Annotated in this window: 1 protein-coding gene; it reads right to left on the minus strand. The window is 45.0% G+C overall.

Annotated features, from left to right (window positions below):
- Window positions 1-551 (minus strand): NAD(P)H-binding protein (locus R7F64_RS24020; protein WP_318072170.1); only part of this gene is annotated, 551 nt, incomplete at its 3' end.
- Between the last annotated feature and the right edge of the window lie 65 nt (window positions 552-616).

Genomic DNA, 616 nt, shown 5'->3' on the forward strand with positions numbered 1-616 from the left:
ATAAGTGGGCGAATGACTTTGAATAAAGCTTGAACAAGCTTTTCATCACTTCGCGGGTGATCGCGTTCACCAACTAAAGGGCCTGGACGCACAAACACCACTTCATCAAATCCCATTTTTTCAATGTTCTGCTCCATTTGTCCTTTGCAAGCAAGGTAGTGAGAAGGAGAGGAACGGTTGGCACCTAAACTAGACACCACCGCAAGGCGTTTTACGCCGACCATTTTCATTTGCTGTGCGACCGAAGTGACGAGTTCGACATCGACTTTACGTAGGTTTTCGTTACTGCCTGCTTGCTTGAGAGTCGTGCCCAAACAAATGAAACCTATATCGGGCGCTGTTTGATTTTCATTCCACTGATGAATAGTGAGCTCTGCATCAATGATTGGAATGATTTTGTTTGTTGGGTCATAAATGTCTTTAAGTGGGCGTCTGGAGAGGGAGTACAAATGAGAAATACCTGACTGAGCAATGAGGTTTTCGACCACTTTGCTGCCGACTAACCCAGTTGCGCCAGCGATGATTACGCAAGTGTTAACATCGTTTGTCATTGTATGCTTCCTCTTTAGAGAACAAGTGCTTAGGCATTAGTAGCTTATGCCAACACGCTGAAAGA

This window comes from Vibrio sp. Vb1980, assembly GCF_033338615.1.
Taxonomy (GTDB): Bacteria; Pseudomonadota; Gammaproteobacteria; order Enterobacterales; family Vibrionaceae; genus Vibrio; species Vibrio alginolyticus.